Source organism: Amycolatopsis sp. cg13, from assembly GCF_041346965.1.
In the GTDB taxonomy this organism is placed as follows: Bacteria; Actinomycetota; Actinomycetes; order Mycobacteriales; family Pseudonocardiaceae; genus Amycolatopsis.
In genome coordinates this window covers 1,146,244-1,172,452 of record NZ_CP166848.1, presented here as the reverse complement: position 1 = coordinate 1,172,452, position 26,209 = coordinate 1,146,244, and the positions used below count along the sequence as shown (strand labels likewise).

Genomic DNA, 26,209 nt, shown 5'->3' with positions numbered 1-26,209 from the left:
GCAGTGAAGCGGACCAGGAAGCGGGCCACCGCGGCGGCCGCGCTGGCGGCGACCGCGGCGCTGGCCGCGGCGTGCGCGAGCAGCGCGGCGTCGACCTCGGCGCCGGCGCACGCGATCGCCGCCGAGACGTTCGCGACGTCGACGCCGATCAAGCATGTCGTGGTGATCTTCGGCGAGAACATCTCCTTCGACCACTACTTCGGCACGTATCCGAACGCCACCAACGAAAACGGCACGCCGTTCCACGCCGCGCCCGGCACGCCGAAGGTCAACGGCCTCACCCCGGACCTGCTGCAGCACAACCCGAACGCCTACAACCCGAAGCGGCTCAGCCCGGACCAGGCGCTCACCTGCGACCAGGCGCACGACTACAAGAAGGAACAGGCCGCGTTCAACGGCGGCAAGATGGACAAGTTCGTCGAGTACACCGAGAAGGACAAGTGCACCGGGCAGCCGGTCCTGTTCGGCGAACCCGGCCTGGTGATGAACTACTTCGACGGCAACACCGTCACCGCGATGTGGAACTACGCCCAGCATTACGCGCTGAACGACAACTCGTTCAACACCGTCTTCGGCCCGTCCAGCCCCGGCGCGATCAACCTGGTCTCCGGTCAGACGCACGGCCTGCAGCCGGTCGATTCGGTCACCGGCGAGCCGAAGGTCGACCCGCACACCGCGGCTTCCCCGGACTCCCGCGGCGTCGGCACGATGATCACCGACCCGGACCCGGCGTTCGACGACTGCTCGGACAAGAACCACACCGCGAAGGACAACCTCGGCGCGTTCCAGGGCCGCAACGTCGGCGACCTGCTGAACGCACGCGGCGTCACCTGGGGCTGGTTCGAGGGCGGCTTCCGGCCCACCGGCGAGGCGAACGGATACGCCGTCTGCGGGACGAAGCACCCGAACGTGGGCGGCCAGGCGTCCGTCGACTACAGCCCGCACCACGAACCGTTCCAGTACTACCAGTCGACCGCGAACCGGAAGCACCTACCGCCGTCCTCGCTGCACGCGGTGGGCCAGCACGACCAGGCGAACCACCAGTACGACGTCCGCGACTTCAACGACGCCCTTGCCGCGGGCACCATGCCGGCGGTGAGTTTCCTGAAGGCTCCGGAGTATCAGGACGGACACGCCGGTTACTCGGATCCGTTGGACGAGCAGGCTTTCGTGGCCGACGAGATCAACCGGATCCAGGCGTCGCCGCAGTGGAAGAACACCGCGATCGTGCTGGCGTATGACGATTCGGACGGCTGGTACGACCACGTCGCGCCGAAGGTGGTGAATGGTTCGCATGATTCAGCCCAGGATGCTTCGGTGTGCACTTCGAAGCCGGTGAAACTGGGCGGGTTCGCGGATCGGTGCGGGTACGGGCCGCGGCTGCCGTTGCTGGTGATTTCGCCGTACAGCAAGGTTAATCATGTCGACCACACGATGACCGATCAGACGTCGGTGCTGCGGTTCATCGAGGACAACTGGCATCTCGGGCGGATCGGCGGCGGGTCGTTCGATGTGCTGGCGGCGCCGTTGACGGGGATGTTCGATTTTTCGCATCCGAGGGCGAAGCCGTTGAAGCTGGATCCTAAGACTGGGGCTGTGGTGGGGTAGCGGTTACGGCGGGCGGCTCGTCGCCTGGCGGCGACATTGCGCCCTTGGTTGCGTGGGGCACCCCGAAGCTGAGTGTGCTGACGGTTCGGGGTGCTTGTCAAGGCGGGAAAGATGCCTTGACAAGCACCCCGAACCGCAGAGAAGGCTTCGTATCGGGGTGCGGGGGAGGGCCTGGGTGCCTCGAACGTTGGGTGCAGCGGCTGCGGTTTCGGGGTGGGGCTAGCGCCCCAATGCCACATTGGGTGCATGCGACGCACCCAATGCCGCATTGGGGCGGTCGCGCTCGCGGCAAGGGCGGGGGCTGTCTGTGAGGGGCCCCTTGAGGGAATGCGGGTCGTGAGGGGAACCCTGAGGGAATCTGATTCCCTCAGGGTTCCCCTCACGTACGGTTCGGGGCGGCGGAAACCAGTGCGGCCCGCCCGGGAGAACCGGAGCGGGCCGCAAGGCTGTGTTACCGAGGCGTCAGGACTGCGTCATCTTCCGCAGCACGTACTGCAGGATGCCGCCGTTGCGGTAGTAGTCCGCCTCGCCCGGGGTGTCGATGCGGACGACCGCGTCGAACTCCACCTTCGAACCGTCTTCCTTCGTGGCCGTCACGTGGACCGTCCGCGGCGTCTCGCCGTCGTTCAGCTTCGTGATGCCCTCGATGTCGAACGTCTCGGTGCCGTCCAGCTTCAGCGACGACGCCGACTCGCCCGCCGGGAACTGCAGCGGGATGACGCCCATGCCGATCAGGTTGGAGCGGTGGATGCGCTCGAACGACTCGGTGATCACCGCGCGCACACCCAGCAGCGAAGTGCCCTTGGCCGCCCAGTCGCGCGAGGAGCCGGAGCCGTACTCCTTGCCGCCCAGCACGACCAGCGGGGTGCCCGCCGCCGCGTAGTTCTGGGCCGCGTCGTAGATAAACGCCTGCGGGGCGCCTTCCTGGGTGAAGTCGCGGGTGTAGCCGCCCTGCACGTCGTCCAGCAGCTGGTTGCGCAGCCGGATGTTCGCGAAGGTGCCGCGGATCATGACCTCGTGGTTGCCGCGGCGCGAGCCGTAGGAGTTGAAGTCCTTGCGCTCGATGCCGTGCTCGACCAGGTACTGCGCGGCCGGCGTGCCCGGCTTGATCGCGCCGGCGGGGGAGATGTGGTCGGTGGTGACCGAGTCGCCCAGCTTCGCCAGCACCCGGGCGCCGGAGATGTCCTGCACCGGAGCCGGTTCGGCGGCCATGCCGTCGAAGTACGGGGGCTTCCGGACGTAGGTGGACTCGGCGTCCCACTCGAAGGTCTTGCCGGTCGGCGTCGGGAGCGACTTCCAGCGCTCGCCGCCGTCGAACACGTCGGCGTAGTCCTTCGTGAACATCTCCTGGGTGATCGCGGAGTCGATGGTCTCCTGGATCTCCTGCGGCGACGGCCAGATGTCCTTCAGGAACACGTCGTTGCCGTCGCCGTCCTGGCCGAGCGGCTGGGTCGCGAAGTCGAAGTCCATCGTCCCGGCCAGCGCGTAGGCGATGACCAGCGGCGGGGACGCCAGGTAGTTCATCTTGACGTCCGGGTTGATCCGGCCTTCGAAGTTCCGGTTGCCCGAGAGCACCGAGACCGCGGTGAGGTCGTTCTCCTGGATCGCGGCGGAGATCTCGTCCGACAGCGGGCCCGAGTTGCCGATGCAGGTGGTGCAGCCGTAGCCGACCAGGTGGTAGCCCAGCTTCTCGAGGTACGGCCAGAGACCGGCCTTGTCGTAGTAGTCGGTGACGACCTGCGAGCCCGGAGCCATCGACGTCTTGACCCACGGCTTGACCGACAGGCCCTTGTCGACCGCGTTGCGCGCGAGCAGCGCCGCGCCCAGCATGACCGACGGGTTGGAGGTGTTGGTGCACGAGGTGATCGAGGCGATCACGACGGCGCCGTGGTCGAGGATGAAGTCGCCGCGGTCGGCGGTCGACACCTTGACCGGCTTGGTCGGGCGCCCGGTGGCCCCGTTCGCCGCGGACTGCACCGGCACGGCGGTCTCGTCCTTGAACGACAGCGCGGCCGGGTCGGAGGCCGGGAAGGTCTCCTCGACGGTCTCGTCGACGTTGGTGTGCGGGGTGGGCTGCTCGTCCTCGGCGTAGTCGTGCACCGACTTGCGGAACGAGGACTTCGCGTCGGTCAGCTCGATGCGGTCCTGCGGGCGCTTCGGGCCGGCGATCGACGGGACGACCGTCGACAGGTCCAGCTCGAGGTACTCCGAGTACTGCGCCTCGTGCGCCGGGTCGTGCCAGAGGCCCTGCTCCTTGGCGTAGGCCTCGACCAGCGCGACCTGCTCGGCCGAGCGGCCGGTGAGCTTGAGGTAGCGGACGGTCTCGTCGTCGATCGGGAAGATCGCCGCGGTGGAGCCGAATTCCGGGCTCATGTTGCCGATGGTGGCGCGGTTGGCCAGCGGCACCTGGGCGACGCTTTCGCCGTAGAACTCGACGAACTTGCCGACCACGCCGTGGCGGCGCAGCATCTCGGTGATCGTGAGCACGACGTCGGTCGCGGTGACGCCGGCCGGGATCTCGCCGGTCAGCTTGAAGCCGACGACGCGCGGGATCAGCATCGACACCGGCTGGCCCAGCATGGCCGCCTCGGCCTCGATGCCGCCGACGCCCCAGCCCAGCACGCCCAGGCCGTTGACCATGGTGGTGTGCGAGTCGGTGCCGACGCAGGAGTCGGGGTACGCCTGGCCGCCCCGGGCCATGACGGTGCGGGCCAGGTGCTCGATGTTGACCTGGTGCACGATGCCGGTGCCCGGCGGGACGACCTTGAACTCGTCGAACGCGCCCTGGCCCCAGCGCAGGAACTGGTAGCGCTCGCGGTTGCGCTCGTACTCGATCTCCACGTTGCGCTCGAAGGCGTCCGCGCGGCCGAACACGTCGATGATCACCGAGTGGTCGATGACCATCTCGGCCGGGGCGAGCGGGTTGACCTTGTCCGGGTCGCCGCCGAGGTCGGTCACGGCCTCGCGCATGGTGGCCAGGTCGACCACGCAGGGCACGCCGGTGAAGTCCTGCATGATCACCCGGGCGGGCGTGAACTGGATCTCGATCGACGGGTCCGCGTTCGGATCCCAGCCGCCGAGCGCGCGGATGTGGTCGGCGGTGATGTTCGCGCCGTCCTCGGTGCGCAGCAGGTTCTCGAGGAGGATCTTCAGGCTGTAGGGCAGCCGCGCGGCGCCTTCGACCTTGTCCAGGCGGAAGATCTCGTACGAGTTCTCTTCCACCTGCAAGGTGTCCTTGGCGCCGAAGCTGTCCTTGCTAGGTGCAGTCACGTCTAACTCCAGTGGCATGGATTCCACGCCGCCGCCGGCGTGTCCTCCCGGGTCAGTTCGGTGTCGTTCTCCGGGTCGTCGGGTCGACCCAGGCGAGTCTTGCGCACCCCCACCGTAGAACCGGAACCGGGAGGGCACACCTCGTCCGTCGCCCCAAACAGTACGCGTGTCCTGTATTTCGTTCAAGACGACACGCGGAGTGACGTGCGCCATCCGGACACGCCGCTCCGCCAGGTCCCCCGAACAGGGGAAATGATCTCCGCGGTGTGTAAGTTCTTCCTGTTGCTTGTGATAGTGGTGTGACTGCAGTGGTACGCGGTGTGTCCGTGCTTGTCCGAAACGGCGCGCGGGCGGCCGGCGAGCGGAGGTGGCGGGGCGTGATGGCCAGGCGGGGACGGTCCGGGACGGCGGGTGCGCCGGCGCGCGGCGCCGGAGCCCGGCGCGGCCTGACGGTTGCGACGGTCGCCTTGGTCGCGCTGCTCGGCGCGACGAGCACCGGGCTCGCGGTGCCTCCTCCGCCGCCGAACCCGAGCGATTCGTCGATCGACTCGGCCAAGGGCGACGCCAACGCGAAAGCGGGCGAGGTCGGGCGGCTCACCAACCAGCTCGCGCAGGCCGAGCAGAAGCTCAGCTCGCTGCAGGACGACGTCGAGCTGAAGCAGGAACAGGCCATGAAGGCCCTGGTCGACCTGCAGACCGCGCAGGACGAGGCCACCCAGGCGCAGAACGACGCGAAGTCCGCGCGCCAGGAGGCGGACGCGGCGGTCGGCGCGATCGAGAAGGCCCGCGCGGACGCGAAGAAGTTCGCCGCCGCCAGCTTCGAGCAGGGCAGCACGATCGGGTCGGTCTCGGCGTACCTCACCTCGGACAGCCCGAAGGACCTGCTCGCCCGCGCCCAGCTGCTCAACGCCATCGGCGGCTCGCGGCTGAACGCGATGGACCGGCTCCAGCAGGCCCAGACCGAGAAGGCCAACAAGGACTCCGCCGCGCGCAAGGCGCTCGAGCTCGCGCAGCAGAAGCAGGACGCGGCCACGCGGGCGAAGGGCACCGCGGACGCCGCGCAGTCCGCCGCCGTTTCCGCGCAGGAGGCCCAGGCCGCGCAGAACACGCAGCTGGAAGCCAACAAGAACTCCGTCGAGCAGCAGCTGTACGCGGCGCAGGCGAAGGTCAACGGCCTGCAGGGGCAGCGCCAGCGCTACCAGGACTGGCTCGCGCAGAAGCAGCGCGAGGACGAGGAGCGCGCGCGGCAGGCGGCGCTGCGGGCGGCCGCGGCGAACAACAACGACGACGGCGGGGACGACAACGGCGGCGGAAGCCGCGGCCGTCCGTCCCCGGCGGCGGGCAGTTCGATCGAGGCCGTGATCGCGCGGGCGCTGTCGAAGGTGGGCATGCCGTACGCGTGGGGCGGCGGCAACGGCAGCGGCCCGACCCGCGGCATCCGCGACGGCGGCGTGGCCGACCGGTACGGCGACTACCGCAAGATCGGCTTCGACTGCTCCGGCCTGATGATCTACGCCTTCGCCGGCGTGCAGGGGCTGCCGCACTTCAGCGGCTACCAGTACACCTCCGGCCGCCGGGTGCCGCTGTCGCAGATGCGCCGCGGCGACATGCTTTTCTGGGGCGGCTCGGGCGGCATCCACCACGTCGCCCTGTACCTGGGCAACGGGCAGATGGTCGAGGCCCCGCAGTCGGGTTCGTACGTGCGCGTGGTTCCGGTCCGCTACGGCGGGATCATGCCGTACGCGACGCGGCTTATCGGCTGAGCGGGTTCCACACGTAGGGCGTTGTTTCGGTGACGGCGGTGAAGCCGAGCCGTTCGAGGATCGGGCGGCTGGTAGGCAGCGCGTCGACCTGCAGGTAAGCCACTCTGCGAGCCCGCGCCGCCCCAACCCGGTGTGCCACGAGTGCGCGGTACAGGCCCCGGCCGCGCCATTCGGGCAGCGTCGCGCCGCCCCACAATCCGGCGAATCCGGTTCCGGGCACCAGTTCCAGCCGGGAGGCGGCCACGAACCGGCCGTCCGCTTCGGCGACGACGTGCGTGGTGGTCCCGGAATCGGCACGGGCCCGGGCGAGCAGATCGGCGGCGACCGCGGCCTCGTCGTGGCCGAACACCGTCGCCGAGAGCGTCGCGATGCGCAGCAGGTCGTCGTGGCCGTCAGCTTCGCGCACGACGATGTCGGCGGACGGCGGGGCCGAGGCGGCGACCGCGTCCAGCGGCGCGATCAGGACGGTTTCGGTCTCCTCCGGCGCGAAACCGGCGGCCAGCAAGCGTTCGGGAAGCTCCGCGGGACGGTCGTGGCTGCGGGTTTTCCACTCGAACTCTTCGCCGCGGGCGGCGAAAAACGCACGCTGGCGGGCGATCAGCTCGTCGAGCGCGGCGCCGGTCACGCCGAGGTCGGGCGGGCCGGAGACGAAACCGCGGCGGCCGCCGGTGAGGCGGGCGAGCGGGCCGTCGAGAGTCAGCTGTTGTCCGGGTTCGGCCTGCGTCAGCTCGGCTCGGCGGACTTCGCGGTCGTAGGCGGCGAGCAGCCGCGCGGCGTCGGGCACGTCGGCAACCTAACCCGCCCGGCCGCGGAGCGCGCGCGGGTTTTCGCGGCGGGCGCTCGTGAGTGGCGTTGCCGGTTAGAACCGGCAACGCCACTCACGAGGGCCACCCCCGCCGCTCTCGGTTTTTCGCTGCGGGCACGCTGGGGCCATGACTGAACGCCCCCGGTTCGCGGGGATCGTGCTGGCCGGCGGGGCCGCGCGCCGGCTGTCCGGAGTGGACAAACCGGAGCTGCGGGTCGGCGGGATCTCCTTGCTGGGCCGGGCGGTCGAGGCGCTGGCCGGGGCGGAGCCGGTCGTGGTGTGCGGTCCGCGGCGGCCGGGATACGACGTCGTCTGGACTCGCGAAGCGGTTCCGGGCGCGGGGCCGGTCGCGGCGCTGGCTGCGGGGCTGGAGGCAGCAGGGGACGCCGAGATCGTCGTGCTGCTCGCCGCTGATCTCCCCGGGATCCGCCGCTCCACAGTGGACCGGCTGCGGTCCACTGTGGGCACCGCAGATGGCGCCGTCCTCGTTGACGCAGCAGGGGAGCGGCAATGGTTGGTGAGCGCTTGGCGCACCGCCGCGTTGCGCGCGGCGATGCCCGAACATCCGGAGAACGCGTCGCTGCGCCGGACGCTCGGCGGGTTGCGGATCGCCGAGACGGCCGCCGAACCCGGCGAGAGCGACGACATCGACACGCCGGAGGACCTGGAAAAGCACCGCTGACAGGGGCTTCACAGCTGTCACACCGGCGATGCGATTGGCTACCGTCGCGGGAAGTTCTCGACCCAGTAGGGTCGCGGGCGAGCACGCAGACGTGAAACCCCTGGAGGAAGAGTGACCGAGCCCGGCTTCGCCGAGGGAGCGAACGGGCAGCAGCCCGGCACCCCGGCGCGGGACGCCCAGCTGCTGGAACGCACCGTGTTCGAGGTGAAGCGCGTCATCGTCGGACAGGACCGGCTGGTGGAGCGCATGCTCGTCGGGCTGCTGGCGAAGGGGCACCTGCTGCTCGAAGGCGTGCCCGGGGTCGCGAAGACGCTCGCGGTCGAGACGTTCGCGCGCGTCGTGGGCGGTTCGTTCTCCCGCGTGCAGTTCACCCCCGACCTGGTGCCCGCCGACATCCTCGGCACGCGCATCTACCGCCAGGGCGCCGAGCGCTTCGACGTCGAGCTCGGTCCGGTCGTCGCGAACTTCGTGCTCGCCGACGAGATCAACCGCGCCCCGGCGAAGGTGCAGTCGGCGATGCTGGAGGTGATGGCCGAGCGGCACGTGTCGATCGGCGGCAAGACCTTCCCGATGCCCGACCCGTTCCTCGTGCTGGCCACGCAGAACCCGATCGAGAACGAGGGCGTCTACCCGCTGCCGGAAGCCCAGCGCGACCGGTTCCTGTTCAAGATCCTCGTCGAGTACCCCTCCGCCGAGGAGGAGCGCGAGATCATCTACCGGATGGGCGTCACGCCGCCGGAGCCGCACGAGGTGCTGAGCCCGGCCGAGCTGGTCCGGCTGCAGGGCGTCGCGTCGCAGGTGTTCGTGCACCACGCGCTGGTCGACTACGTCGTGCGGCTGGTGCTCACCACGCGCACCCCGAACGACCACGGGCTTTCCGACGTCGCGGGCTGGGTGTCGTACGGCGCCTCGCCGCGCGCGAGCCTCGGCATCATCGCCGCCGCGCGGGCGCTGGCGCTGGTGCGCGGCCGGGACTACGTGCTCCCGCAGGACGTCGTCGACGTCGTGCCGGACGTGCTGCGCCACCGGCTCGTGCTGTCCTACGACGCGCTGGCCGACGGAGTGCCAGTGGACCACATCGTCACCCGCGTGCTGCAGACCGTGCCGCTGCCGCAGGTTTCGGCCCGGCCGCAGGGCGGCGCCGGCCCGGTGCCGGCGGGCGCGCCCGTCAGGTAGCGGCGTGGCTGGCACCTCTGAGAAAGATCCGGGCGGACGTCCCGGCTGGGCGCCGCCGATCCTGCGCGGCGACCGGATGGAAGCGGGACTGCGCACCCTCGAACTCGAAGTGCGCCGCCGCCTCGACGGCTTGCTCCAGGGCAACCACCTCGGCCTCGTGCCGGGGCCGGGTTCGGAGCCCGGCGAGGCGCGGCCGTACCAGCCCGGCGACGACGTGCGCCGGATGGACTGGGCGGTCACCGCGCGCACCACGACGCCGCACATCCGCGAGACGGTGGCGGACCGCGAGCTGGAGACGTGGGTCGTCGCGGACATGTCCGCGAGCCTCGACTTCGGCACCGCGCTGTGCGAGAAGCGCGATCTGGTGGTCTGCGCGACCGCTGCCGTCGCGCATCTGACCGGCGGGGGCGGTAACCGGATCGGCGCGCTCGTGTCCAATGGCGAAGGCACCACTCGCCTTCCGGCGCGCGGCGGGCTTCCGCACGCCCGCGGCCTCGTCCGGCGGCTGGCCGAAACACCTCGTGCCGCCGAGGGCGTCCGCGGCGATTTCGCTGGCGCGTTGGAACAGTTGCGCCGTCCGCCGCGTCGGCGAGGCTTGGCGGTGGCGATTTCGGACTTCCTCGGCCCGATGGACTGGGAGCGCCCGTTGCGCGCGCTCGGCGGTCGGCACGAGCTGATCGCGATCGAGATCGTCGACCCGCGCGATGTGGACCTGCCGGAGGTCGGCACTGTCGTGCTGGCCGACCCGGAGACCGGACGGCAACGCGAGGTGCACGCTTCGGCGTTGCTGCGCAAGGAATTCGGCGCGGCGGCGAACGCGCACCGGCAGACGGTCGCGGCCGGTCTGCGCCGGGCCGGGGCCGCGCATCTGGTGCTGCGCACCGATTCCGACTGGATCGCGGACATGGTGCGGTTCGTGGTCGCCCGCAAGCGTCGCTGGTCCGGAGGTGTCGCATGAGCGCCGTTCACGCGGCCGCCGCCCGGGCAGCCAGTAAGGAGGCGACGGCATGAGCCTCGCCGGTTTCAGTTCGCCGTGGTGGTTCCTGCTGCTGCTCGCGGTCGCCGCGGTGGCGGGCGCGTACGTGCTGTCGCAGCGGCAGCGTCGTCGCCGGGTGATGCGGTTCGCGAATCTCGAACTGCTGGAGAAGGTCGCGCCCAAGGCGCAGGGCTGGATCCGGCACGTGCCCGCGGCGCTGATCGTGCTGTCCCTGCTGTTCCTCACGGTCTCGCTGGCTGGTCCGACGGCCGAGCAGAAGGTGCCGCGCAACCGGGCGACGGTCATGCTGGTGATCGACGTTTCGCTGTCGATGGAAGCCACCGACGTCGCCCCGACGCGGCTGAAGGCGGCACAGGACGCGGCGAAACAGTTCGCGCAGAACATGACGCCGGGCGTCAACCTGGGCCTGATCTCGTTCGCCGGAACCGCGACCGTGCTCGTCAACCCGACCACCGATCGGGCGGGCGTGTCGAAGGCGATCGACAACCTGAAGCTCGCCCAGTCCACCGCCACCGGCGAGGGCATTTACGCGGCGATGCAGTCGATCCAGAGCTTCTCCGCCGTGGTCGGCGGCGCGGACGGCCCGCCGCCCGCGCGGATCGTGCTGATGAGCGACGGCAAGCAGACGGTCCCGGAAGACCTCTACGCCCCGCGCGGCGCGTACACCGCGGCGCAGGCGGCGAAGCAGGCGCAAATGCCGATCTCGTCGATCTCGTTCGGCACCGAGCACGGATCGGTCGACATCGAGGGCAAGCAGCAGGATGTCCGAGTGGACGACGAATCGCTGCGCGAAATCGCCCGGCTGTCCGGCGGCGAGTTCTACAAGGCGGCGAGCGCGGACGAGCTGAAACGCGTGTACGCCGACCTGGGCGAGCAGATCGGGTACGAGCTGAAGAACGCCGACGCGAGCAAACCGTGGGTGGTGCTGGGAACGATCATCCTGATGGCCGGAGCCGCGACTGCGCTGGTGTTCGGCCAGAGACTGCCGTAAGCCCGTGAAGGACTCCTTGGGGGAATCAGATTCCCCCAAGGAGTCCTTCACGGCGTTGCGAAGCCGTTCTGCCGCCAGCCTTCGTAGACGGCGATAGCGGCTGTGTTGGCCAGGTTCAGCGACCGGTTGTTCGGCAGCATCGGCAACCGCAGCCGATCGGTGACCTCCGGCGCCCGCTGAACCTCGTCCGGCAGTCCGGCGGACTCCGGCCCGAACATCAGCACATCGCCCGGTTCGTAGGCCACCTCGGTGTAAAGCCGGGTCGCGGTGGCGCTGAACGCGTACACCTTCGAGGGCAGCAAAGCCCTCCACGCCGCAGCCAGATCAGCGTGCACGTGGACCCGCGCGAGGTCGTGGTAATCGAGCCCGGCGCGGCGAAGCTGCTTGTCCTCCAAAGTGAATCCCAACGGCTCCACCAGATGCAGCTCGCACCCGGTGTTCGCCGCGAGCCGGATCGCGTTGCCGGTGTTGGGCGGGATTTCGGGGCAGTAGAAGAGCACTCGGAACATCACGCCGCCTCGGGGAGATACTTCGCGTAGGCCGCGCGCACCTCCGGCGGCGGTTCGGCCTTGCGGTAGTTCTCGGTGTCGACGAACACGTACCGCAGCCGGATCTCGGTCGTCACCGTGCCGCCGCGCCGGACTTCCACCTCGAACTGCATCGACGTCGTGCCCAGGTGCGCGAGGTACACCGCGACCACCAGCTCGTCGTCGAACCGGCACGGAGCGAAGTACCGCAGGTTCGATTCGGCGACCACCACGTCGACCCCGGTGGCGAGGAGCGCGTCGTGCGAGCCGAAGAGGGCTCTCTCCACCTCGAAGGCCGCCATGTCCGCGTAGGCGAGGTAGTGCGCGTTGAAGACGATGCCCTGGCCATCGCATTCGTGGTAACGCACGCGGAGGGGCATTTCGACGAGAGGGCGGCGTTCGGTCACGCGACCAATCTAGCGATCACCCGTGGAGCGCCCGGTAGGTGTCGGCGGCACCGCGGTGGAGGGGGACGGGCTGGGTGCCGATGAGCGTCCGCACGTCGAGGAACTGCGTCCCGACCGCCTGCGCGGGCACAAGCTCGGCGGCCCGCTCGACAAGCACCCGCACCACCGCCGCAGCGACGTCGAAGGGCAGCTTCGGCGAGCAGACCAGCAGATTCGCGACGCCGATCGTCGGAAGCGAGCCGACTCCGCGGTAAGCCCCAGCAGGCACCTGCACCTGCTCGTACAGCGGCCCGTACGCCTTGCGCAGCTGGGGGAGCACCGACGTCAGCGGAAGCAGGGCGAGCGGCGTCGTGCGGTTGAGGTCGGCGAGCGCGGGCGTCGGGATCCCGCCGGACCACAGGAACGCGTCGATCCGGCGGTCGTGCAGCGCGGCGATCGCGTCGTTCAGCGGCAGGTGCTGCTCCTGGACCGGGACGCCGTTCGCGGCGAAGACCCGTTCGCCCAGTTGCGCGGCGCCGGAACGGCTGGCGCCGACCGAGACCGGGCGTCCGGCGAGCGAACGCAGGTCGGTGAGGTGGTCTGCGGCGCGGACGACCAGCTGCAGGTAGTTCTCGTAGACGCGGCCGAGTGCTTGCAGCGGAACGGGTTTCCCGAACGGCGTGCCGCCGGTGGTCGCGGATTGAGCCACGTCGGCGAGTGTCAGGCCGAGGTCAGCGGTGCCGTCGCTGACCCGTTGGACGTTCTCGACGCTCGCCTCGGTGGGGAGCGCGCTGCAGTGCAGCCGCGGTTCTGCGCGCGACAGTTCGGCGGCCAAGACCTCGGCGAAGGCCAGGTAGAAGCCGCCGGGTTCGCCGGACGCGATGGTGATCCGCCGCTCCGGGCCGCGGTAGGTGTCGTCGCAGGCGGCGAGCGCGAGGGCGAGACCGCCGAGGAGCGCGGCGCGACGGGTGACGGTCATGGCGTCACCTCGGCGGGCAGCGTGATCCGGACCTGCAGGCCGTGCGGTTCGACCGCGCGCAGCTCCAGAATCCCGCCCCGCGCACGGGTTTGCTCCCGGGCGATGGCGAGTCCGAGGCCGGTTCCGCGCGGGGCGCCGTCGCCGCCGGCGCGCCAGAACCGTTCGGTGGCGCGGGCGAGGTCGTCTGGCGGGAGGCCGGGACCGTCGTCGGTGACGATCAGCGTGACAGTGTCCGAAGTGGACTCCCAAGCGGCGGTGATGGTCGCTCCCCGGCCGGCGTGGTGGACGGCGTTGTCCAGCAGGACGTCGAGAATCTGCGCGAGTTCGCTCTCCGGCGTCCGCACCAGCAGCGGCTCGGTGTGGCCGGCGCACGGCACGAGGGTCGCGCCCGCTTCGTCGGCGGACAACCGCCACGCGTCGACCCGTTCCGCCACGACCGCGGCGAGGTCAGCGGGCTCGTCGTCGGCGCGCGCGGCCAGCCGGGTCGCGGTGCTTTCCGCGGTGGCGAGGGCGAGCAGACCGTCGAGAATCCGTTCCAGCCGTTCGACTTCCGCGACCGTGGCGTCGTAAGCCGGGCGGTTTTCGACCTCGGTTCCGAGCAGGTCGAGCCGGAGCCGCAAGGCGGCCATCGGGTTGCGCAGCTGATGCGAGGTGTCCGCGACGAGCCGCTGCTGCTGGTTCGCCGACTCCACCACCGCGTCGGACATCCGGTTCACCGACGCCGCGAGCGACCGCAGTTCGCGCGGCCCGGACCGTTCCGGCACCTGCGCCCGGCGTCCGCCCGCCACCGCCAGCACGCCGGTTTCCAGCTCCACCAGCGGCCGCACCATCCACCGCGACAGCAAGACCGCCAGCAACACGAACAGCGCCGCGACCACCATCGCCCCGGCCGCGATGGCGCTCCACGCGGCTCCGACGTCCGCCGCCGCGGCGGTCACCGAAGCCCGCAGCAGGACCACGCCGGACACCCGCGTCCCGGTGCCGACCGGGCGGGCGAAGAGCACCGGAGTGTCCGACCACGGCCGGATCCGCTCGACCGGCGCTTCCGGCTCGTTCCGCAACGTCGCCTCGATGATGCTCCGCGCGGCGGGATCGCTGCTGGTCAGGCCGCCGGTTTCGACGAGCGGCCGCCGTTGCGCGTCGACGATCAGGACGCCTTCGCTGTATAACGACGAATACACCCGCGCGTCGGCGCTCAACGCGGTCGCGTCGCCGGAATCGACGGCCTGTTGCGCCAGCACCACGAAGCGATCGACGTCGCTGCTGCGCGAAATCACCAGCTGCTGCGTCCGTTGATCGGCCGTCGCTGACAGCAACGGCACCGCGAACGCTGCCACGACGGCGAGCGCGAGCGTGACGAGAACAGCCAGCAGGCGAGTGCGCACCGATCAGCCCCGGCCGAGCCGGTAGCCGAAACCGCGGATCGTGGTGAGCAGGCCGGGCCGGTCGAGCTTCGCGCGCAGCTGTGTCATGTGGACGTCGAGCGAGCGCGAGACGGCGAGGTACGCGTCGCCCCACACCTCGTCCATCAGCTGCTGCCGGCTCACCGCGGTGCCGGGCCGCGCGGCGAGCACCGCCAGGACGGCGAATTCCTTGGTGGTCAGCCCGATGTCCCGGCCGTCGACCACGACCCGGCGCGCGCCGAGGTCGATCTCGACGTCCTCGACGTGCACGACCGGGTCTTTCGGCGCGGGGGAGGAATGGCTCGCCCGCCGCGCCACGGCGTCCATCCGGGCCAGCAGCTCAGCCATCCGCACCGGTTTCGCCAGGTAGTCGTCGGCGCCGAAACGCAGCGCGCGGACGACGGAACGTTCGTCGTCGCGCGCGGTCAGCACGATCACCGGCACCGGCGACACCTGGCGGATCTTGCGCAGCACGTCCAGCCCGTCGAGATCCGGCAGGCCGAGGTCGAGCAGCAGCAGGTCCGCGTCCCGGTGCCGGGTGAGGGCGTCCGAGCCGCGGCCGACCGCGGTGACGGGGTGGCCGTGCGCGTGCAGCGTTTCGGCGAGTGCCCGGGCGACCCCGGTGTCGTCCTCGACGAGCAGCACGCGCACGGCCGTCCTCCTGATCAGTCCTCGCCGCGCTCGAGAGCGGACGAACGCGAAGTTTCCCGCATTGTCGCGTACACGACGAGCGACACGAGAACGCAACCCGCGACGTACCAGAAGAAGAGCGATTCGTGACCGGCCTTCTTCAGCGCCTGGGCGATCAGCTCGGCGGTCCCGCCGAAGATCGCGACGGTGAGCGCGTACGGCAGGCCGACGCCGATCGCGCGGATCCGCGTCGGGAACAGCTCGGCCTTCACGATCGCGTTGATCGAGGTGTAGCCGGTCACGATCACCAGCGCGCCGAGCAGCAGCAGGAACGCGAGGAACGGCTGGCTGGTGCGCGCCATCAGGGTCATGATCGGCACGGTCAGCAGGGTGCCCGCGATGCCGAAGAACATCAGCAGCTTCCGGCGGCCGATCTTGTCCGACAGCTTCCCGGCGAGCGGCTGCAGGATCGCGAAGACCAGCAGCGCGAGGAACATGATCACGGTGACCGTGCGCCGCGGGATGTGCGCGGTGTTCTCCAGGAACTTCTGCGTGTAGGTGGCGTAGGTGTAGAACGCGACCGTCCCGCCGAGCGTCAGTCCGACGACGAGCAGGATCTCCCGCGGGTACTTCACGAGCTGGCGCAGCGTGCCGCGCTCGCCCTTGCCGGTCTCCGCGTTTTCGGTCACCCGCTGGTAGCTCTCGGACTCGTCCATCGACCGCCGCAGCGCCATCACGATCACCGCCGCGAGCGCGCCGACGACGAACGCGATCCGCCAGCCCCAGTCGCCCATCTGCTTGTCGGTGAGCACGCTCTGCAGGATCAGCTGCAGCCCCAGCGCGAGCAGCTGCCCGCCGACGAGCGTCACGTACTGGAAGCTGGAGTAGAACCCGCGCTTGCCGGGAGTGGCCACTTCGGACAGATACGTCGCCGAGGTGGAGTACTCGCCGCCGACCGAAAGCCCTTGCAGCAGCCGCGAGAACACCAGCAGGATCGGGGCCGCGATGCCGATCGTCGAATAGCCGGGCGTGACCGCGATGAGCAGCGAACCGCACGCCATCATCGAAACCGAGAGCACGAGAGCCGACCGGCGCCCGTAGCGGTCGGCGAACCGGCCGAGCAGCCAGCCGCCGAGCGGGCGCATGAGGAATCCGACGGCGAACACCGCCGCGGTGTTGAGGAACTGCGCCGTGGCATCGCCGCCGGGGAAGAACGCCTTCGCGAAGTAGACGGTGAACGCCGAATAGGCGTACCAGTCGTACCACTCGACGAGATTTCCGATCGAGCCGCGCAGCACGTTGCCGACCACGCGCCGCTCGTCCCGCGCCGAGCCGGCGTCCTGGATCCGGGTAGTCATCCTTGACCTCCTGTGTCGCGACTCACGGTGACCAACCGGGCGGTAACCATCAAGGTCGAGGCACGGTTCCTTACCGTCGCTTAGGACGGGAGTGCCGGGTGCGCCGCCGGTCAGCGCAGCCGATAGCCTCAGGCGGGCGCAACCGCGAAGACGACGAGGAGAACGCAGTGGGACGGTCGGTCTTGGTCACCGGCGGCAACCGTGGGATCGGGCTGGCGATCGCCCGGGACCTCGCCGAGCAGGGCCACCGGGTCGCGGTGACGCACCGCGGGTCCGGCGCTCCGGAGGGGCTCTTCGGCGTGCAGGCCGACGTCACCGACGCCGAGCAGGTGGACGCGGCGTTCAAGCTCGTGGAGGAGCACCAGGGGCCGGTCGAGGTCCTGGTGTCCAACGCCGGGCTCACCGACGACACCCTGCTCATGCGGATGTCGGAGGAGCAGTTCGAGCGCGTGCTGAACGCGAACCTCACCGGGGCGTTCCGCGTCGCGAAGCGGGCCTCGCGCGGCATGCTGCGCGCCCGCTGGGGCCGGTTCGTGTTCATTTCGTCCGTGGTGGGCCTTTCCGGCTCGGCCGGGCAGGCGAACTACGCTGCCTCGAAGGCGGGCCTGGTCGGCTTCGCGCGTTCGCTCGCGCGGGAGCTGGGCTCGCGCAACATCACCGCGAACGTGGTCGCGCCCGGTTTCGTGCACACCGACATGACCGACGCGCTGCCCGAGGACCGGCGCAAGGAGATCCTCGCCAGCGTCCCGTCCGGCCGCTACGCCGAACCGGCCGAGATCGCCGCCGCCGTGCGGTACCTGTCCTCGGACGAGGCCGGCTACGTCAACGGCGCGGTGCTGCCCGTCGACGGCGGCCTCGGCCTCGGCCACTGACCTTCCCGAGAAGAACACCCACGACCTGGAGGACGTGTTGCCCGGATTGCTCGAAGGCAAGCGGCTGCTGATCACCGGCGTCATCACCGACGCCTCGCTCGCGTTCCACGCGGCCCGCATCGCCCAGCAGGAGGGCGCGAAGGTCGTGCTCACCGGCTTCGGGCGCTTGTCGCTGGTGGAGCGCATCGCCAAGCGGCTGCCCGAGCCCGCCCCGGTGCTCGAGCTGGACGTCACGAACCAGGAGCACCTCGACTCGCTCGCCGACCGCGTCCGCGAGCACGTCGACGGCCTCGACGGCGTCCTGCACTCGATCGGCTTCGCGCCGCAGAGCTGCCTCGGCGCGCCGTTCCTGGACGCTCCCAGCGACGACGTGAAGGTCGCGGTCGACGTCTCGGCGTTCTCGTTCAAGTCCCTCGCCGTCGCGACCCTGCCGCTGCTCAGCAGTGGTGCCTCGATCGTCGGGATGGACTTCGACGCGCGCGTCGCTTGGCCGGTTTACAACTGGATGGGCGTCGCCAAGGCCGCGCTGGAGTCGGTGAACCGGTACCTGGCCAAGGAGCTTGGCCCGCGGGGTATCCGGGTCAACCTGGTCAGCGCTGGTCCGATGAAGACGATGGCCGCGAAGTCGATCCCCGGTTTCGGCGAGCTCGAAGCGGGTTGGGGCGACCGTGCGCCGCTCGGCTGGGACTCCGCGGATCCGGAGCCGACCGCCAAGACGGTGTGCGCCGTGTTGTCCGACTGGCTGCCTGCTACTACCGGTTCGATGATCATGGTCGACGGCGGAGTGCACGCACTCGGGATCTGAGCTTACTGGGTGAACGGCCCCGCGGGAGTGTTCCCGCGGGGCCGTTTTCTTTTACGCAGTAACCAGTTGCGGGGTTGTGTCGCGTTGGTGCAGGCGTAGCGCGAACGTGAGTGTTGCCAGCGCGAGTGCTCCTAGTGCGACGCTCACCCACGCGACGCTGGAGAAGCCCATACCTGCGCTGATCGTCGTGCCGCCCAGCCACGGGCCGACGGTGTTGCCTACGTTGAAAGCTGATGTCGTGCTTGCGCCGACTAGAGTTGAGGTCCCGCCTGCAGCTGCGTAAGCGCGTACGTTGAGCGCTGGGTTCGCCGCGAATCCAGCCGCCCCTAGGACGAGTACGGCGGCTACCGCGACTACGGCGTTGATGGCGAAGGCGAGCGCGACGAGGGCGGCTAGAGCGATGCCGAGGCTGCCGTAAAGAGTTGCGAACGGGTATGTGTCGGCGAGTTTGCCACCGGCGAGGATGCCGATTACCGCGCCGCCGCCGAACAGGGCTAGCACCACTGGCACGGCGGATTCGGGCAGTCCCGCGACGGAGACCAGCAGAGGAGCTAGGTAGCTGAACGTCGCGAAGACCATTGCCTGCAGGAGCGCGATCACGCCGAGTGCCAGCCACAAACGGCTGCGGCGGAATACTCGGAGTTCTTCGGCGATTCGCGGGGCTTCGGTTTCCTTGGCGGTGCGCGGGACTGACAGCAGAACGGCGATGGCGGCGATGACGGTTAGTGCGGCTACTGCCCAGAATGCGCTTCGCCAGCCTGCGTGTTGGCCGAGCAGGGTGCCTGCTGGGACGCCTACGACATTCGCGACTGTTAGGCCGCCGACCAGTACTGCTAGCGCTTGTCCCCGTCGGGCTTCCGGCACGAGGTTGACGGTGGTCGCGGCGGCTACTGCCCAGAATCCGGCGCAGGCTACTGCGCTGATGATGCGGGTGGCGAAGAGGATGCCGTAGCCGTCGGAGAGTGCGCCGATGACGTGGGAGGCGCTGAAGACGACGAGCAGGCCTAGGAGGGTGGTTCGGCGGGGGAGGCGGATTGTGCCTATCGCCAGCAAGGGGGCGCCGATGACCATGCCGATTGCGAAGGCGGAGATCAGCAGGCCTGCGTCTGGGATGGTTACGCCCAGGTCAGCGGCCATTCCGGGGAGGAGGCCGGTGATCATGAACTCGGAGGTGCCCAGCGCGAAGATGCTGAGCCCGAGTACGAAGACGGCTGCGGGCACGGGGGTTCTCTCTTTCTGAAATCGGCAGTACAAAATGAGGGTGGGGTTGGTGCGTGGTGGTGTTGTTGGGGCGGGGTGAGGGCGGCGGTGGCCTCGGGTTTCGGCTCGTCGCCTGGCGGCGACATTGCGCCCGTTGGTTGCGTGGGGCACCCCGAAGCTTGAGTGTGCTGACGGTTCGGGGGTGCTTGTCAAGGCGGGAAAGATGCCTTGACAAGCACCCCCGAACCGCAGGGACGCTTTATATCGGGGTGCGGGGGAGGGGCTGGGTGCCTCGATAGTTTTGTGCAGCGGCGGCGGTTTCGGGTTGGGGCTTGCGCCCCAATGTGGCATTGGGTGCGTCAGGCGCACCGAATGCCACATTGGGTGCGTGCGATGCACCCAATGCCACATTGGGGCGAATCCCGGCGGCGGGCGGAGCGGTCTGTGAAGGGGTCCCTCACTACCGGCCGCGGTACGTGAGGGGAACCCTGAGGGAATCAGAGTTCCTCAGGGTTCCCCTCACGTCCGGTCAGCGGGTGGTGCGAGGGTGGGGTGTCTTTGGTGTCAGCGGGCGGCTAGCGGCGGGAGACCGCGCTCGTGGCGATTTCCGCTACTGAGGTCAGTGCCTCTCGTTCTGCTCCGCGGCGGGACATCGTGCGGATTCCGGAGATGGTGGCGTGGATGAAGTTCGCGATTTCGGCGGCGTCGCGGTCGCGGGTGATGCTGCCGTCGGCCTGGCCGGTGCGGGCGAAGTGCGTTAGCGCTGACAGGTGCGCTTCGGTGTCCGCGTTCACCTGTGCGGCGACTTCCGGGTCGGTGGTGCCGAATTCGGCGATGGCGTTCACCATCAGGCAGCCGCGTCTGCCGTTTTCCAGTTCGTCGTCGATTGTCGAGGTGAGGAGCAGGCGGATGGCGCCTAGCCCGTCGGGAGCGTTGTCCAGCAGGGCCTCTCGCAGTCGGATGCCGCGGTGCGAGTAGTGGTCCAGTACGCGCCGGAAGAGTTCGTGCTTGCTGGAGAACGTGTTGTAGATGCTGCTGCGCCCTAGTCCGGTGGCGGCGCACAGTTCTTCGGTCGACGTGGACTCGTATCCGCGCGCCCAGAAGGCGTTCATGGCGCCTTCGAGCGCTTCGGTCTCGTCGAACTCGCGTGGCCTCGGCATGACGACCACGCTAACACATTTTGGATAGCGCAGTACATAACCGGGCCGCCGAGGCGTGCGGAGCGCCACAGGGGCAGGATGGACACCGTGGGTTACGACGCGTTGCTATGGCTTTCGTTCGGCGGTCCGGAGGGGCCCGACGAGGTGATGCCGTTCCTGGAGAACGTCACCAGGGGCCGGGGCGTGCCGCGGGAGCGGTTGCTCGAGGTGGCCGAGCACTACCAGCACTTCGGCGGGGTCTCGCCGATCAACCGGCTGAACCGGGCCGCGATCGCTGCGGTCGAGAAGCAGTTGGCGGCCGAGAACATCGAGCTTCCGGTGCACTTCGGCAACCGCAACTGGACGCCGATGGTCGAAGACACCCTGGCCGGGATGAAGGCCGCGGGCGTCCGTCGCGCTTTGGTGTTCCCGACTAGCGCGTACGGCGGCTACTCCGCGTGCCGCCAGTACGACGAGGACATCGAACGAGCCCGCGCCGCCGTCGGGGACGACGCGCCGGAATTGGTCAAGCTGCGCCAGTTCTTCGACCACCCGCTGTTCATCGCCGCGATCGCCGACGCGGTCCGCGCGGCCCACGCGAAACTCGGCGACCGCCCCGGCGCGCGCACGGTTTTCACCGCCCACTCGATCCCGGAAAGCGCCGACCTCGCCTCCGGCCCGCCCTCCGACGGCGGCCGCCGCTACTCGAACCAGATTGCCGAAGCCGCCCGTCTCGTGGCCGCCGAAGCCGGAATCGCCGAGTACGACGTCGTCTGGCAGTCGAGGTCCGGGCCGCCGCAGATTCCGTGGCTGGAACCGGACATCGTGGACCACATCGACGCCCTGCACGCCCAAGGCGTGGACTCCGTAGTGGTGAGCCCGATCGGCTTCGTCGCGGACCACCTCGAGGTGATCTGGGACCTGGACAACGAAGCCGCGGACCGAGCCGCCGAACACGGCATGGCCTTCGCCCGCGCCGCAACGCCGGACTCGGACCCGAGGTTCGCGGAAATGGTGGTCGAACTGGTCCGCGAACACCTGGCCGATGCCCCCGCGCGGAAACTCTCGCCTTTCCCCGCAGCCGGTTGCACCGTCAACGGCGCCCCCTGCGCGGTCGCCTGCTGCGAACCCCCTCGCCGCCCCACCCGCTGACCGGTCGTGAGGGGAACTCTGAGGGAATCAGATTCCCTCAGAGTTCCCCTCACGTACCGCAGCCGGTAGTGAGGGTCGCCTTCACGGACCGTTCCGCCCGCTACCGGGGCAACCCTCATTCGCGAAGCGAATCCGTCACCGGGACAGGCATCAAGCCTGCCGATCCCCCTGCTCAGCAAACACCCGCACCGCCTCGTTGACCGAAGCAGTCCGAGCCCCCCGAACGGCCTCCGCCAACGGCCGCAACGCCTCGGCTCGCCGGTTCACCGCCGAAGCCGACAACGCTCCACCTGGGTCGTCCGCCTGAGCAACAGCCAAAATCGCCGAAATCTCCTCGGCCCGCTGCAACACCCGCAACGCCCGCCCCGGCGTCCCCGCAGGCCACTCCACCTGCGGCCGAGCCCGCAAATGCGCCGACAACTCCGCCCGAACCCCAGGCCGATCGCTGGCCACGTCCAACGCCTGCAACGCCCCGGCACTGGCCCGGATCGCGTCCGTCAACCCGTGCTCAGCATCCGCCAACGGCTGATATTCCAGCGAAACCGGCGCGGCGAGCGAATACACCGTCCACCGCATCAGCCCTTCGGCGATCGGCTCCGGCACCAACCCGAACGCCAGCCCGCTCAACACGACCGCCTCGCCGCACCGCAACGCAGCGTCAGCGAACGGCCCGCCACCGCCCAGCCCGCGCACATCACCAGGAACCGGCAGCACGAGCTGGACGCTCCCCGCACCCTGCGCCCGCAACGCGAGCAGCAGTTGCACCGGAGTGGCCGCCCGATGGAACGCGAGCGGAAGATCGAAGGCGTCCGCCGCGGTGGGATCCGCCGCGACCACGTCGTGGGCCTCGGCCCACTCCTGCAGAGCATCGAGGACGTCGTCGGACGCCGCGGCCCCGTTCAGCCACGCGGAGGACCAGACGGCGAGGGTCGCACTGGGTCGGCACACGACTGCTGATTTTACCGGTTCCTCCCGGCTCCGCCGATCCCCGCCCGGCTGGAGCCGCTCCACGTCGACGGATGCCGGAACGGTCAGTAGCGTCGAAGGGGTGAACGCTGTTCCCGACGCTCTTCCCCGTACTGCCGGCGAGCTTCGCGCCGCCGGATACGCCCCGCGCCCGATCGCGCGCGAGATCCACGACAACCTGCTCGCCGCGCTGCGCGAGGGCCGCGACGCCTGGCCCGGCATCGTCGGCTTCTCCCGCACCGTGCTGCCCCAGCTCGAACGCGCCCTGCTCGCCGGCCACGACGTCGTCCTGCTCGGCGAACGCGGCCAGGGCAAGACCCGCCTGCTGCGCACCCTGGCCGGCCTGCTCGACGAGTGGACCCCGGTCATCGAGGGCTCCGAGCTGGGCGAACACCCGCTCGACCCGATCACGCCCGCCTCGATCCGCCGCGCCGCCGAACTCGGCGACGACCTGCCGGTGGCCTGGCGCCACCGCAGCGAGCGCTACACCGAAAAGCTGGCCACGCCGGACACGAGCGTCGGCGACCTGATCGGCGACGTCGACCCCGTCAAGGTCGCCGAAGGCCGCAGCCTCGGCGACCCCGAGACCATCCACTTCGGACTCGTGCCGCGCGCGCACCGCGGCATCGTCGCGATCAACGAGCTGCCCGACCTCGCCGAGCGGATCCAGGTCGCGCTGCTGAACGTCATGGAGGAACGCGACATCCAGGTCCGCGGCTACACGCTGCGGCTGCCGCTGGACGTCCTCCTCGTCGCGACCGCCAACCCCGAGGACTACACCAACCGCGGCCGGATCATCACGCCGCTGAAGGACCGCTTCGGCGCGGAAATCCGCACGCACTACCCGCTGGACGTCGAGTCCGAGGTCGCCGTGGTGCGCCAGGAAGCGAACCTCGTCGCGGAGGTCGGCGAGCCGCTGCTGGAGGTGCTGGCCCGGTTCGTGCGCAACCTGCGCGAGTCGCCGGTCATCGACCAGCGTTCCGGCGTGTCCGCCCGGTTCGCGGTGGCGGCGGCGGAAACCGTCGCGGCGGCCGCGTTGCGCCGGGCCGCGGTGACGGGGGAGGACCCGGCGGTCGCGCGTCCGGTCGACCTCGAAGCCGTGCCCGCCGTGCTGCGCGGCAAGGTCGAGTTCGAGCCCGGCGAGGAAGGCCGCGAGGTCGAGCACCTCGTGCACCTGATGCGCCGCGCGATCGCGGAAACCGCTCGCGAACGGTTCGCCGGGCTGGACCTGCGGCCGCTGTCCGACGCGGTCGCGGACGGCCACCTCGTCGCCACCGGCGAGCGCATCCCGGGTGCGGAAGTCCTTGCGGCGCTGCCGGAACTGCCGGTGCTGCACGAGGTCGCCCAGCGGGCCGGAGTGTCCGCGGACGAGCCGGCGGGCCGGATCGCGGCGGCGGTCGAACTGGCCCTGGAGTCGCTGTTCCTCGCTCGCAGGCTGGCGAAGGACTCCGACGACGGCACGACGGTCTACGGCGAATAATGCCGCTCTTACCGGAGGGATATTCCTACGGCCCGTGGCACGACGGGCCGGACCCGCTGGCCCCGCCCGCGGACCTGCGGGACGCACTGGACGAGATCGGCCGCGAGGTCATGGGCGGTTCGTCGCCGCGCTCGGCGCTCGAGGAGTTGCTGCGCCGCGGCACCGAACGCACTGCTGGCCTTGACGAATTGACCCGTCAGCTGTGGCAGCGCCGTTCGCAGATCCAGCGGCGGCACCGGCTGGACGGCACGCTGCAGGAAGTCCAGCAGCTGCTGCAGGAAGCACTCCAAGCCGAGCGCCGGGAACTGTTCCCAGACCCCGACGACGAGGCACGCTTCCGCGAAGCGCAGCTAGACGCGTTGCCACCGGGCACTGCGGCCGCCGTCCGAGAGCTGAACGAGTATGACTGGCGCTCGGATGAAGCACGGCAGAAGTACGAGCAGATCCGCGACCTCCTCGGCCGCGAGCTGCTGGACGCGCGGTTCCAGGGCATGAAGCAGGCGATGCAGAACGCCGGGCCCGAGGACGTCGAGCGGATCAACCAGATGCTCGGCGACCTCAACGCGCTGCTGTCCGCGCACGCCCAGGGCGCGAGCGACATCGGCGAACGCTTCAGCGAGTTCATGCGGCGGCACGGCGAGTTCTTCCCGGAGAACCCGCAGAACGTCGAAGAGCTGATCGACGTCCTCGCCGCCCGTTCCGCCGCCGCGCAGCGGATGCTGAACTCGATGTCCGAGGAACAACGGGCCGAGCTGGCCGAGCTGTCGCAGCAGGCCTTCGGCGACCCGAGACTGGCGCAGCAACTGTCCGCTTTGGACTCCCAGTTGCGGGCATTGCGGCCGGGGGAGGACTGGACGTCGTCCTCGCGCTTCCGCGGCCAGGATCCGCTGGGCCTCGGCGAAGGCGCGCAAGCGATGGCCGACCTGGCGGAGCTGGACGCCCTCGCCGAGCAGCTGGGCCAGTCGTATCCCGGCGCGCGCCTGGAGGACATCGACCTGGAGGCGCTGGAACGCCAACTCGGTCCGGACGCAGGCGTCGATGCTCGCCGGCTGTCCGAATTGGAACGAGAACTGCGTCAGCAAGGCCTGTTCGAACGCGCTGCGGACGGCACCTTGCGGTTGTCGCCCAAGGCATTGCGCCGCCTTGGCGAGACCGCACTGTCCGATGTGGTCAATTCGCTCCGCGGCAAAACCGGAGAGCGGGAGACCGAATCCGCGGGCGCGGCAGGCGAACCGACCGGGTCGAGCCGTCCCTGGCGGTTCGGTGACATGCAACCGTGGGATGTTCCGCGCACTGTGCGCAATGCGGTATTGCGCTCCACCGCGGTCGGGGCGGGCAGTGTGCGTCTCGACGTCGAGGATGTCGAGGTCATCGAGACTGAACATCGCTCGCGAGCGGCGGTAGCGCTGCTGGTCGACACATCGTGGTCGATGATCCAAGAGGGTCGCTGGCTGCCGATGAAGCGCACCGCGCTGGCGCTGCATCAGCTGATCAGCACCAGATTCCGCAACGACGCCTTGCAGCTGATCACCTTCGGCCGCTATGCGATGCCCGTGGAGCTGCCCGAACTCGTCGGTCTGGAAGGAACCTGGGAACAGGGCACCAACGCCCACCACGCGCTGTTGCTGGCCGGACGCCACCTGCGCCGTCACCCGGACGCCCAGCCGGTCGTCCTCATGGTCACCGACGGCGAGCCCACCGCTCACCTGGAACCCGACGGCGAAGCGGAATTCTCCTACCCGCCGGAACCGGCGACCATCTACAAGACACTGTCCGAAGTGGACAGAATCGCGAAGCTGGGCGCGTCGGTCACCGTCTTCCGGCTGGGCGACGACCCGCGCCTGGAAGCGTTCGTGGACACCATCGCCCGCCGCTCCGGCGGCCGCGTCATCGCCCCGGACCTGGACGGTTTGGGCGCGGCAGTAGTAGGCGACTACCTCCGCACCCGCCGCCGCTGACCGCTTGAGCGAACGTACGTGAGGGGAACCCTAGGGGAATCAGATTCCCTCAGGGTTCCCCT

The 26,209-nt window shown here is 69.8% G+C and carries 22 protein-coding genes; 11 read left to right on the top strand and 11 right to left on the bottom strand.

Annotated elements, in window-relative coordinates:
- The first annotated feature begins 3 nt into the window (after positions 1-3).
- Positions 4-1,608, top strand: coding sequence for a phospholipase C (locus tag AB5I40_RS05205; protein WP_370937255.1), 1,605 nt, complete (start codon positions 4-6; stop codon positions 1,606-1,608).
- Positions 1,609-2,070: 462 nt separating this feature from the next.
- Here the strand turns inward: AB5I40_RS05205 and acnA are convergent, their stop codons facing one another.
- Positions 2,071-4,896: an aconitate hydratase AcnA gene (gene acnA / locus AB5I40_RS05200; protein ID WP_370937254.1), complete on the bottom strand. Its 2,826-nt coding sequence runs from the start codon at positions 4,894-4,896 to the stop codon at positions 2,071-2,073.
- Positions 4,897-5,258: 362 nt separating this feature from the next.
- Here acnA and AB5I40_RS05195 point away from each other — a divergent pair, with 362 nt between their 5' ends.
- Entirely contained in the window at positions 5,259-6,641 is a 1,383-nt protein-coding gene (locus AB5I40_RS05195; RefSeq protein ID WP_370940457.1) for an NlpC/P60 family protein, read from the top strand.
- Here the strand turns inward: AB5I40_RS05195 and AB5I40_RS05190 are convergent.
- Positions 6,631-7,425, bottom strand: a complete 795-nt coding sequence (locus AB5I40_RS05190; protein ID WP_370937253.1) for a GNAT family N-acetyltransferase — start codon at positions 7,423-7,425, stop codon at positions 6,631-6,633. The genes AB5I40_RS05195 and AB5I40_RS05190 overlap by 11 nt on opposite strands.
- A 148-nt stretch (positions 7,426-7,573) precedes the next feature.
- Between AB5I40_RS05190 and AB5I40_RS05185 the strand changes: the two genes are divergently transcribed.
- The 4 genes from AB5I40_RS05185 (at position 7,574) to AB5I40_RS05170 (ending at position 11,292) form a co-directional block, all read left to right on the top strand.
- Positions 7,574-8,128, top strand: coding sequence for a molybdenum cofactor guanylyltransferase (locus AB5I40_RS05185; protein WP_370937252.1), 555 nt, complete (start codon positions 7,574-7,576; stop codon positions 8,126-8,128).
- 111 nt (positions 8,129-8,239) lie between these two features.
- On the top strand, positions 8,240-9,304 hold the full coding sequence (locus AB5I40_RS05180) for a MoxR family ATPase (protein ID WP_037806526.1): 1,065 nt from the start codon (positions 8,240-8,242) through the stop codon (positions 9,302-9,304).
- Positions 9,305-9,380: 76 nt separating this feature from the next.
- Positions 9,381-10,262 (top strand): DUF58 domain-containing protein, encoded by an 882-nt coding sequence (locus tag AB5I40_RS05175; RefSeq protein ID WP_370940456.1) that lies wholly within the window; start codon positions 9,381-9,383, stop codon positions 10,260-10,262.
- Between the two features lie 49 nt (positions 10,263-10,311).
- Positions 10,312-11,292 (top strand): VWA domain-containing protein, encoded by a 981-nt coding sequence (locus AB5I40_RS05170; protein WP_370937251.1) that lies wholly within the window; start codon positions 10,312-10,314, stop codon positions 11,290-11,292.
- Between the two features lie 47 nt (positions 11,293-11,339).
- Here the strand turns inward: AB5I40_RS05170 and AB5I40_RS05165 are convergent, their stop codons facing one another.
- From AB5I40_RS05165 to AB5I40_RS05140, 6 genes are read right to left on the bottom strand one after another with little or no spacing between them, the layout of a single operon-like run.
- Positions 11,340-11,801: a tRNA (cytidine(34)-2'-O)-methyltransferase gene (locus AB5I40_RS05165; RefSeq protein ID WP_370937250.1), complete on the bottom strand. Its 462-nt coding sequence runs from the start codon at positions 11,799-11,801 to the stop codon at positions 11,340-11,342.
- A complete protein-coding gene (locus AB5I40_RS05160) occupies positions 11,801-12,226 on the bottom strand; it encodes an acyl-CoA thioesterase (protein WP_370937249.1) in 426 nt (141 codons plus the stop codon). The genes AB5I40_RS05165 and AB5I40_RS05160 overlap by 1 nt, the downstream gene beginning before the upstream one ends.
- A gap of 16 nt (positions 12,227-12,242) precedes the next feature.
- Positions 12,243-13,184: a TAXI family TRAP transporter solute-binding subunit gene (locus AB5I40_RS05155; protein ID WP_370937248.1), complete on the bottom strand. Its 942-nt coding sequence runs from the start codon at positions 13,182-13,184 to the stop codon at positions 12,243-12,245.
- On the bottom strand, positions 13,181-14,569 hold the full coding sequence (locus AB5I40_RS05150; protein ID WP_370937247.1) for a sensor histidine kinase: 1,389 nt from the start codon (positions 14,567-14,569) through the stop codon (positions 13,181-13,183). The genes AB5I40_RS05155 and AB5I40_RS05150 overlap by 4 nt, the downstream gene beginning before the upstream one ends.
- A gap of 3 nt (positions 14,570-14,572) precedes the next feature.
- Positions 14,573-15,238, bottom strand: coding sequence for a response regulator transcription factor (locus tag AB5I40_RS05145; protein WP_370937246.1), 666 nt, complete (start codon positions 15,236-15,238; stop codon positions 14,573-14,575).
- 14 nt (positions 15,239-15,252) lie between these two features.
- Positions 15,253-16,575, bottom strand: a complete 1,323-nt coding sequence (locus AB5I40_RS05140) for an MFS transporter (protein WP_370937245.1) — start codon at positions 16,573-16,575, stop codon at positions 15,253-15,255.
- A 167-nt stretch (positions 16,576-16,742) separates the two neighbouring features.
- On the opposite strand from AB5I40_RS05140, the gene AB5I40_RS05135 reads away from it, so the two are divergent.
- On the top strand, positions 16,743-17,447 hold the full coding sequence (locus AB5I40_RS05135) for a beta-ketoacyl-ACP reductase (RefSeq protein ID WP_354741764.1): 705 nt from the start codon (positions 16,743-16,745) through the stop codon (positions 17,445-17,447).
- A 37-nt stretch (positions 17,448-17,484) separates the two neighbouring features.
- A complete protein-coding gene (gene fabI, locus AB5I40_RS05130) occupies positions 17,485-18,252 on the top strand; it encodes an enoyl-ACP reductase FabI (protein ID WP_344274082.1) in 768 nt (255 codons plus the stop codon).
- 51 nt (positions 18,253-18,303) lie between these two features.
- Here the strand turns inward: fabI and AB5I40_RS05125 are convergent, their stop codons facing one another.
- Complete coding sequence (locus tag AB5I40_RS05125) at positions 18,304-19,473, bottom strand: Cmx/CmrA family chloramphenicol efflux MFS transporter (protein ID WP_370937244.1); 1,170 nt, start codon at positions 19,471-19,473, stop codon at positions 18,304-18,306.
- 554 nt (positions 19,474-20,027) lie between these two features.
- Positions 20,028-20,612 carry a TetR/AcrR family transcriptional regulator gene (locus tag AB5I40_RS05120; protein ID WP_370937243.1) on the bottom strand — a complete coding sequence of 195 codons (585 nt, stop codon included), beginning with the start codon at positions 20,610-20,612 and terminating at the stop codon, positions 20,028-20,030.
- Between the two features lie 87 nt (positions 20,613-20,699).
- Between AB5I40_RS05120 and AB5I40_RS05115 the strand changes: the two genes are divergently transcribed.
- Entirely contained in the window at positions 20,700-21,743 is a 1,044-nt protein-coding gene (locus tag AB5I40_RS05115) for a ferrochelatase (protein ID WP_370940455.1), read from the top strand.
- 150 nt (positions 21,744-21,893) lie between these two features.
- Here the strand turns inward: AB5I40_RS05115 and AB5I40_RS05110 are convergent, their stop codons facing one another.
- Entirely contained in the window at positions 21,894-22,691 is a 798-nt protein-coding gene (locus AB5I40_RS05110; RefSeq protein ID WP_370937242.1) for a hypothetical protein, read from the bottom strand.
- Between the two features lie 100 nt (positions 22,692-22,791).
- Here AB5I40_RS05110 and AB5I40_RS05105 point away from each other — a divergent pair, with 100 nt between their 5' ends.
- Entirely contained in the window at positions 22,792-24,189 is a 1,398-nt protein-coding gene (locus AB5I40_RS05105) for an ATP-binding protein (RefSeq protein WP_370937241.1), read from the top strand.
- On the top strand, positions 24,189-26,147 hold the full coding sequence (locus tag AB5I40_RS05100) for a hypothetical protein (protein WP_370937240.1): 1,959 nt from the start codon (positions 24,189-24,191) through the stop codon (positions 26,145-26,147). The genes AB5I40_RS05105 and AB5I40_RS05100 overlap by 1 nt, the downstream gene beginning before the upstream one ends.
- Positions 26,148-26,209 lie beyond the last annotated feature (62 nt).